The 9248-nt window shown below is 63.8% G+C and carries 7 protein-coding genes; 5 read left to right on the forward strand and 2 right to left on the reverse strand.

Features of this window, described 5'->3' with window-relative positions; translation table 11 throughout:
* Positions 1-10: 10 nt before the first annotated feature.
* From B5F90_RS10295 to B5F90_RS10320, 5 genes are all read left to right on the forward strand, one after another.
* Complete coding sequence (locus tag B5F90_RS10295) at positions 11-613, forward strand: FKBP-type peptidyl-prolyl cis-trans isomerase (RefSeq protein WP_087362724.1); 603 nt, start codon at positions 11-13, stop codon at positions 611-613.
* A 60-nt stretch (positions 614-673) separates the two neighbouring features.
* Positions 674-2206, forward strand: a complete 1533-nt coding sequence (locus B5F90_RS10300) for a hypothetical protein (RefSeq protein ID WP_087362715.1) — start codon at positions 674-676, stop codon at positions 2204-2206.
* Between the two features lie 1052 nt (positions 2207-3258).
* Positions 3259-3501: a DNA-binding protein gene (locus tag B5F90_RS10310; RefSeq protein WP_087362716.1), complete on the forward strand. Its 243-nt coding sequence runs from the start codon at positions 3259-3261 to the stop codon at positions 3499-3501.
* A gap of 290 nt (positions 3502-3791) precedes the next feature.
* Positions 3792-5714: a molecular chaperone DnaK gene (dnaK, locus tag B5F90_RS10315; RefSeq protein WP_087362717.1), complete on the forward strand. Its 1923-nt coding sequence runs from the start codon at positions 3792-3794 to the stop codon at positions 5712-5714.
* A 647-nt stretch (positions 5715-6361) separates the two neighbouring features.
* Positions 6362-6688 (forward strand): SMR family transporter, encoded by a 327-nt coding sequence (locus B5F90_RS10320; protein ID WP_343213200.1) that lies wholly within the window; start codon positions 6362-6364, stop codon positions 6686-6688.
* A 356-nt stretch (positions 6689-7044) separates the two neighbouring features.
* Here the strand turns inward: B5F90_RS10320 and B5F90_RS10325 are convergent, their stop codons facing one another.
* Together B5F90_RS10325 and B5F90_RS10330 are read right to left on the reverse strand one after the other, a co-directional pair.
* Positions 7045-7644 (reverse strand): hypothetical protein, encoded by a 600-nt coding sequence (locus B5F90_RS10325; protein WP_087362719.1) that lies wholly within the window; start codon positions 7642-7644, stop codon positions 7045-7047.
* A gap of 119 nt (positions 7645-7763) precedes the next feature.
* The gene (locus B5F90_RS10330; RefSeq protein WP_087362720.1) at positions 7764-9074 is read right to left on the reverse strand and encodes an alpha-L-fucosidase; all 1311 of its coding nucleotides are present in this window, start codon (positions 9072-9074) and stop codon (positions 7764-7766) included.
* Positions 9075-9248: the final 174 nt, after the last annotated feature.

Raw genomic sequence — 9248 nt, forward strand, 5'->3', positions numbered from 1 at the left:
GCCGATGAATATGACCCGATACAAGCTCACAGGCCTGCTGGCGGCGCTTCTGCTGCTTGCGGGCTGCTCGCAGGAGGAGGAGACGCTGCCCAACCAGCGCAACAGCATCGTCTCGTTCCTCACCTCGACGCACGCGCCGCAGCTCATCTCGGAGGAGGCCGTCGCCGAGTCGCCCGACGAGAATCCCCCCTTCTATACGGCCAAGGGCAATACGGTCTACCGCTACATCTCGAACTACTACGATTCGGGGCGCGCGTCGCGTGCCGAGGTACAGTCGGGCTCGCGCGTGAGCATCACCTTCCGCGCCTACGTCTTCTCGATGCGCAACATCACCGACTCGGACATGCCCTTCTTTACGAACGACCCCGACCTGGAGCAGGCGCTCTACGAGGCGGGGCTCACCCCCGGGGTGTGGAAATTCGAACCCATGGAGCTCACTTTGGGTCAGAGCGGAATAATAAAAGGGCTCGAACTGGCGTTACTTGGGTGTCGCCAGGGCGACGAGGTGGAGTGCTACATGACCTACAACATGGCCTACGGCGATACGAACTTCGCCACCATCCCGCGCGAGAGCGCCGTCGCCATCTTCTTCACGGTCAACGGCGTCGATTAGCCCGGAGGACCGCATGATGAGAGACAACGAGAAACGAACGAAACGAACGAAACCGGAGATATGAAGTTTTTTGGACACACACTGCTCGCCGCGGCGCTCCTGCTGGCCCTTCTGCTGCCTTCGTGCGCCAAGGAGGAGAGCGAATCCTATGCCACCTACGAGAAGATGGCGCTTGCCTCGTGGATACGCCTCAACCGTCCCGACCTGGAGGAGAACCTGCAGGAGGATGGCGGCTACTACGTCGACGTGCTGAAGGTGGGCAACAAGGATGCCGCCCCCATCAACGATACGATTTGCTGGGTGAAGTTTGACTTCTCGGGGCGCGACCTGAGCGGCAACATCATCCTGACGCGTCGGGAGATGGATGCCAAGCTGGCCGGCACCTTCACCAAATATACGCACTATGTGCCCTATTACCGCTACTGCGGCGAAATCAACACGTCGCTGATTGAGGGTACGCGTCTGGCGATGCGCAACACGCTGACGCTGGGCGAGACCTATTACGAGAAGTACAAGAACGAACGCGGCTTCGAATCGCGCGAGATTCTGCTGCGCGAAGGCTCCGAGGTGGTGCTCTACATGCCCTCGTCGGTGGTCGGCGGCGCGGAGGGCGACGGCGGTTACGAGGGTCAGTATACGCTCGACACCAACCGCCCGTTCATCGTGACGATGACGATTTGCGATACGGTGAAGAACCCGCTCGAGAGCGAGGGCTCGGCCGTCGACGCCTTCTGTGAGGGCGACGGCGGGCTGCGCGTCTACGACACCAAGGAGAACAAGCGTCCCGAGAAGGCCGACGATGCGAACCACCCCTACAACATCACGGAGCGGTGGGTCAACGCCTGCGATACGGTGCCGCAGGTCTATGTCGACTACCGCTACCATCCCGGCGATGCGATTCGCTTCCCGGAGCGCTACCAGTCGGCCTACGAGCCCTATGCGGCCTTCGACAAGCTGGAGCAGGACATCGCCGATGCGCTCAAGGAGCGGTTCGGCTCCGAGGAGGGGACCTATCCCGACGTGAAGGAGCTGACCGACTCGGTGAAGATGGACGGCAAGGCCAAAATCTGGTACATCGGCCGCTTCCTCGACGGCTTCATCTTCGACACGAACATCGACGAGGTGAAGAAACTCATCTACGGCGAGGTGAAATCGACGGGTTCGGCCTTCGAGTACACCCCCGAGGAGGGCGGTGCCATCAGCGCCTGGTACTATACGATTCCCAACCTCAAGTTCGGGCAGTGGGCCGCGATGGTCACCACCTCGACCAACGCCTACGGTTCGTCGGGCGTCAGCGGTTCGTCGTCGACCTCGACCACGACCAGCGGCTATTCGTCGAGCTATCTTGACTACCTGAACTACCTGAACTACGCCAACAGCTACTACGGCATGAACGGCTACTACGGCGGTTACTACGGTGGTTACTACGGCGGCTATTACGGCGGTTACTACGACTACTACGGTTACGGTTCGGGCTACGACGATACGACCACCACGACGACCACCACCTCCGTAACGACGGAGATTCCCCCCTTCACGCCGCTGCTGTTCCAGATTTACGTCGAGCCGAGCGACGAGGCCGACGAGGAGTAGCGCCGCGTGCGGAGGTGCCCGATGCGGAGGCCGCGCGGAGGTGCCCGATGCTGAGGTGCCCATGCGGAGGTGCCCGATGCTGAGGTGCCCATGCGGAGGTGCCACGTGCGGAAGAGTCCGTGCAGAGGCGCCCATGCGGAGGCCGCATGCAAGGTGATTCAATACGCGAGGCGATTCAACACGCAGGACAATTCAAGGAGACAGGCTCCCGGGTGCACGAGATGCATCCGGGAGTCCTTTTTTATATACGTAATATACGTACGCGTCGCATGCGCAGTAGCAGGAGCAGGTGTAGGTGCAGGTGCAGGTGCAGGCGGGACCTCCCGCACTGCCCGCGCCACCCGGAGTGCCCGCGCCGCCCGCGCCGCCTGCGCCGCTTGCACTGCCCGCACGGACCGCGCTGCCCGCACGGACCGCGCTGCCCGCACCACCCGTGCCACCCGCGCCACCCGCGCCACCCGCGCCACCCGCGCCACCCGGAGTGCCCGTACCGCCCGTACCGCTTGCACTGCCCGTACTGCCCGCACCACCCGCGCCACCCGCACCACCCGCGCCACCCGCGCCACCTGTGCCGCCTGCACTGCCTGCACTGCCCGCACTGCCCGCAGCACCGCCCGCACCGCCTGCACCGCCCGCACCGCCTGCATCGCCCGCACCACCCGCATCGCCCGCACCACCCGCACTGCCCGTACGGCCCGCCCGCACCGCCTGCATCGCCTGCGCCGCCCGCACCTCCTGCACGGCCCGGCCCGCCCGCACCTCCCGCACGGCACGGACTGCTCGCACCACCCGCGCCACCGGCTCCACCCGCACCGCCGGTCTGCCCGCACCACCCGCACGGCCCGGACCACCCGTACCACTCGCACCGCCCGAGGCCCCTTCGGCACGACTTTGGCAGTGTCGCGAGTCGGTCCGGATGCCGCAGGTCCGGCCGCTTTGCTTTGTTGCGCTTTTATGACACTTCAATTACATTTTTTGAAAGGGAAATTTTGGATTTATCCAAAAAAGTTGTAACTTAGTTGTGTAGAAATATCAACTTAAAACCAACTGATATGATAATCACATTTAACGAGTTGCGCCGAATCAAAGACAAACTGCCCAGCGGCAGCTCGCAGCGCATTGCAGATGAATTAGGACTCGACGTGGAGACGATTCGCAATTATTTCGGCGGCAAGCACGAGGCGAAGGAGTGCGTTGGCGTTCATTTCGAACCCGGACCCGACGGTGGCATCGTGACGTTGGACGATACGACGATTCTCGAACATGCAATGCGCATTCTGAACGAGAACAAATAGCCGCGCTGCGGATTTGTCATTGAGAGATGATTCAGGCCCCTCCCTGCGGAGGGGCTTCTTTTTTGCCTGCCGTTTGGTGAAGTGCCGGAGGGCTGCCGCGGCGCACGGTTTTCTGCCAAAATAACACGCTCCGGCAGACCCTTTCCCCGCGGTGCATTCACAGCCTGCCAATATTCTGCCAATTTGGCAGGACGTGTCGTTTGGTACAACCTTTGTTCAAGAAGGGGGCGTAACGCGCCGGTTGAGGCCGGCAGAGAAACCGAATAATAACAATTAAAACATATACGACTATGGCAAAGATTATTGGTATTGACTTAGGTACGACGAACTCCTGCGTAGCAGTGATGGAGGGCAACGAGCCCGTGGTGATTCCCAACTCCGAGGGACACCGCACGACCCCTTCCGTCGTAGCCTTCACGAATGACGGAGAGCGCAAGGTGGGTGACCCCGCAAAGCGTCAGGCCATCACCAACCCGAAGCGCACGGTCTTTTCGATTAAACGTTTCATGGGCGAGACCTTCGACCAGGTTACGGCCGATGTGGCCCGCGCGCCCTATTCGATTGTCCGCGGCGACAACAACACGCCCCGTGTCGACATCGACGGACGTCTCTACACGCCTCAGGAGATTTCGGCCATCATTCTGCAGAAGATGAAGAAGACGGCCGAGGACTATCTGGGCCAGGAGGTAACCGAGGCGGTCATCACCGTGCCGGCCTACTTCTCCGACTCGCAGCGTCAGGCCACGAAGGAGGCGGGCGAGATTGCCGGTCTGAAGGTTCGCCGAATCATCAACGAGCCTACGGCCGCAGCGCTTGCCTACGGTCTGGACAAGAAGGGCAAGGATATGAAGATTGCCGTATACGACCTCGGTGGCGGTACGTTCGATATCTCCATCCTGGAGCTGGGCGACGGTGTCTTCGAGGTTAAGTCGACCAACGGCGATACGCACCTGGGAGGTGATGACTTCGACCACGTGCTTATCGACTACATGGCCGAGGCGTTCAAGGCCGAGCACAACATCGACCTGCGTCAGGACCCGATGGCTCTGCAGCGCCTGAAGGAGGCTGCAGAGAAGGCCAAGATTGAACTTTCGTCGTCGACTTCGACCGAAATCAACCTGCCCTACATCATGCCTGTAAACGGCATTCCGCAGCACCTGGTCATGACGCTTACGCGTGCCAAGTTCGAGCAGCTGTGCGACCATCTGATTCAGAAGACGGTCGAGCCCTGCAAGCTTGCGCTGCGTGACGCCGGTCTGCAGGCCAGCGATATCGACGAGGTGATTCTGGTCGGCGGTTCGACCCGTATCCCCGCTGTGCAGAAGATTGTCGAGCAGTTCTTCGGCAAGACGCCCAACAAGAGCGTAAACCCCGACGAGGTGGTTGCTGTGGGCGCCGCTATCCAGGGCGGTGTGCTGACGGGCGAAGTGAAGGATGTGCTGCTGCTTGATGTGACGCCGCTGTCGCTCGGTATCGAGACGCTGGGCGGTGTGATGACCAAGCTCATCGACGCCAACACGACGATTCCTACCCGCAAGAGCGAGGTCTTCTCGACGGCAGCCGACAACCAGCCTTCGGTAGAGATTAACGTATGCCAGGGCGAGCGTCCGCTGGCCCGCGACAACAAGTCGATTGGCCGCTTCCACCTCGACGGCATTCCGGCCGCTCCGCGTGGCGTGCCTCAGATTGAGGTGACGTTCGATATCGATGCCAACGGTATCCTGAACGTATCGGCCAAGGACAAGGGCACGGGCAAGGAGCAGAAGATTCGCATCGAGGCATCGTCGGGTCTGACCGAGCAGGAGATTCAGCGCATGCGTGACGAGGCGAAGGCCAACGAGGAGAAGGACCGTCAGGAGAAGGAGCGTATCGACAAGATTAACGCTGCCGACTCGAACATCTTCGCCACCGAGAAGCAGCTCAAGGAGTACGGCGACAAGCTGCCTGCCGACAAGAAGGCAGCCATCGAGTCGGCCCTCGGCAAGCTGAAGGAGGCGCACAAGAACGCCGACGTTGCGGCTATCGACACGGCCATCGCCGAGCTGAACGCCGCATGGCAGGCCGCTTCGCAGGACATCTACTCGCAGCAGCAGGCTCAGGGTGCTGCCGGTGCTCAGCAGAATGCCGGCCAGCAGGCTCAGGGCAATGCAGGCGCACAGGGCGGTGCCAACAACGGCCAGCCCGAGGACGTAGAGTTCGAAGAGGTGAAATAGTTCACGGCCTTGCATAAAGGCTGACGACGGGTCGGGTCCGGATTTCCGGGCCCGACCTTTTTATGCCCCTCCGAAGCCGCATGCGCGGCGCCTCACGCAGGGAGGCGTGCGTGCGGCGGAGGGGGAGACGACGAAGCGGTTCGAACCGGAGGTCGAACGGGTTGTGGAGCGAACAGGTTCGGACCGGAGCCCCCTCGGGGGCGGGTGGGATGGTGGGTTATGACGAGCGACGGACGACCGGGAGTGTACCATGGGTACGGACTTCCGGCCGCCCGTCGTTTTTTTTGTGCCGGGGAGCGGGGAGGGCGCGGAACGAATCGGCGGCCGTGCGGTCCGCGTGCGGCGGCGTGTGACGGAGCGCGGCAGGGAGCGGTCGGGGTGGGCGGCGTCGTGCGCGGTGTGCGTCCGGTCCCGGAGCCTTGACGGGTGGCGGCCGGCTGCTCGGCCGATGCTTTGGCCGGGGTGCTCGGCCGATGCGGTGGCCCGGCGTGGCCGGGCAGCGGGGGCGCGGCGGCGTGCAATCCGGTATTTTGCCGGGGCCGGAGGGACTGGAGGGGCCGGGCGTTGTGCTGTCCTGCAATTTGCCGGGGCAGGCGATGCAGCGAATCCCGCCGGTGTATTATCTTTGCCGGTGAAACGGAACAAGATTGCTTATGGCGTGGTTGCTGCTTCTGCTGGCCGGCCTCTTCGAGATGGGCTGGCCGCTCGGATTCAAGCTCGCGGGGAGTTCTCCCCGCTATCACGGACTCTTTCTGGTCTTCTCGGTGGTGTCGATGGCGCTGAGCGGATGGCTGCTCTATCTGGCCCAGCGGAGTATCCCCATGGGTACGGCCTATGTCGTCTGGACCGGCATCGGCGGCGTCGGCACGGTGGTGCTCGGGGTCCTCTTTTTCGGCGATGCGCTCACGGTCGGCCGGATGTGCTGTCTGACCCTCATCCTCGTCGGTATCGTCGGGCTGAAGCTGCTGCATTGAGGCGCCGCAGCGCCGCGGGGGGGAGGCCTCTGCCGGAGGCACGGCCCGGCGGGGCCGATGCGGGCCGGCGTGGCTGACGCGGCCCGAAAAGTCCGGGCGCGGAGCAATGGGGCCGACGCGGCCCGAAAGGTCCGGGCGCGGAGCAATGGGGCCGACGCGGTTCGAAAGGTCCGGGCGCGGAGCAATGGGGCTGACGCGGTTCGAAAAGTCCGGGCGCGGAGCAATGGGGCCGGCGCTGCTTGAAAAGTCCGGGCGCGGAGCGTAGAACGCAAAAGGAAAAGCGAACAAAGAGGAGGCCGTTCCTTCCGCAAGGGAGGGAACGGCCTCTTTTTCTTTGTCCGGCGGCGGAAGAGCCGCTACAACCCTCCGGCCAGCTCGAAGCGAAGCCCCTGGCGCAGCGTGCGCAGGGCGCTCTCCAGCTGCAGCAGCTGGGCGAATTCCCGCTTCTTGACGGCAAAGGGTACTCCGGCGTCGTCCCGGAAGGGGAAGCACTCGGTCGGGCGTTTCACCTCGTTGTTGAACTGCACCTCCGTGCAGCGGAGCTCGACCTCGGCGGCCGCCTCCTCGCGCAGCATCCGCACGCGGCATTCGAATCTGTAGCCGAAGCGCTGGTTCGAGGCCGTGTGGGTGAGCAGCATGCGGGCGTGGAGCCGGTTCTCCTCCTCGGTGAGGAGCTCCTCGCTGCCGGGCGAACGCCACGTGTCGTGCAGGATAGTGTGGATTTTGCGGTAGAGCTCCCCGGCCGTGCGGACGCTGTCGGTCCCCTCGAAGCGGGCCCGCCACACGAGGTCGCCCTCTTCGGGGAGGCATTCGCTCTCGCGACGGAGTTCGCGCATGAGCGCCGTTTCACGCCGTTCGTCGGCCAGGGCCGTCGAATCGGCGGGCGGCTGGGGCGATGCCGCCGCGGTTGCAACGGCGAGCCACGGCAGCAGCAGAAGCAGGGTTAACTTGTTCATGGATCGATGGGTTTTTGCGGCCGGGAAGCGCCCCGCCCGTGCGGTGGGCGCCTCTTCGGCGGCGTGAAAAAAAAGCTCCGGGGCCGACGAAAGCCGCCGCCCCCGGAGCAAGGGGCCGCCTATCGGGCGGTGGTGAGTTCGATGATGCAGTCGGGCGTCTCGGGCCGCTCGGGGAGGCGGAGCGTGATGCCCGTGTTGTCCTGGTGGTAGCGCACCTTCGTTCCGTCGGCGAAGCGCACGGCGCCCGTCACGCGCAGCTGCGAGGCCGGCAGCGGCAGGAAGAGCTCCGTGTCGGGCCAGTCGAGGATGTGGACATAGACCTTCTCCCCCTTGCGCGTGGTGACGCCCCAGCTGCGGGGCTCGACCGGTCCGGCCTGCGTGCCGTAGATGGTCTGCCCGTTGGTGCGGAGCCACGAGCCCATCTCCTCGAGCCGCTCGAGCGCCGCCGCGGGCAGCTCGCCGTCGGGCTGCGGGCCGATGTTGAGCAGCAGGTTGGCGCCGCGTCCGGCCGCACCCGCCAGGTAGCGAATCAGCTCGTCGGAGGATTTGTAGTTCTGGTCCGTAATCTTGTAGCCCCACATGCCGTTCATCGTCTGGCAGGTCTCGAGGGGCAGCTGGCTGATTCCCTGCTCGGAGTAGCCCGCCGTATTCTCGCCCGGCAGGTCGCGTTCGAAGACCTGGGCGTCCTCACCCTCGAAGGGGTCCAGATGGTGGTTGTTGATAATCAGGCAGGCGGGCTGCAGGCGGTGAATCAACGCGTAGAGCTCGTCGAGCCGCCAGTCGAAGTCGGGGTTGCGGTCCTGGTCCCAGACGCCGTCGAACCAGATGGCCCCCACCTCGCCGTAGTTGGTCAGCAGCTCGGTGAGCTGCGCCTTCATGAAGGCGAAGTAGCTGTCGGCGTCCTCCGTCCCTTCGGGGCGTCCCGTGCCGAGCCCCGTGCGGCCGCGCGGGGCATCCTCGCGCCACCAGTCGATGAGCGAGTAGTAGAAGTGGATGCGGATGCCCTGACGGTGGCACTCGTCGCAGAGCTCCTTCAGCACGTCGCGGGCAAAGGGCGTCGCGTCGACGATGTTGTAGGGCGACTGCGCGGTGTGGAACATCGAGAATCCGTCGTGGTGGCGCGTCGTGAAGCAGATGTAGCGCGCCCCGCCTTCGCGGATGGCCGTCACCCAGGCTTGGGCGTCGAATTTGGCCGGATAGAAGCCTCCGGCGAGCTTTTCGTATTCGCGGTAGTTCAGGTCGAGGTTGGTCATCGCCCACTCGCCCTGCGCCAGCATGGCGTAGAGCCCCCAGTGGAGGAAGATGCCGAAACGGGCGTCGGTGAACTGCTGCCGCGAGGCAAGGTTTTCCGGAGTCGGACGGTAGCCGGGCTGGGCTGCGGCCGAGAGCGCGAGCAGCGCGGCGCAGCACAAGGTGCAGAGATGCTTCATTGTCTTGTTCGTTGAGTCGTGACAAGACAAATTTATAAAGATTTTCCCGGATTTCCGCCTCCGGCCGCGAAAGAATTTCCCCGGCGGGGGCCTCGGAGGGGCCTTCCGGGGCCCTTCTGAGGGACTTCGGGGGTGGGAGCGAGGCGCGCTGGCAGGCGGTGAATCAACGCGTAG

This window comes from Alistipes sp. An31A (assembly GCF_002159425.1).
GTDB classification, from domain to species: Bacteria; Bacteroidota; Bacteroidia; order Bacteroidales; family Rikenellaceae; genus Alistipes; species Alistipes excrementigallinarum.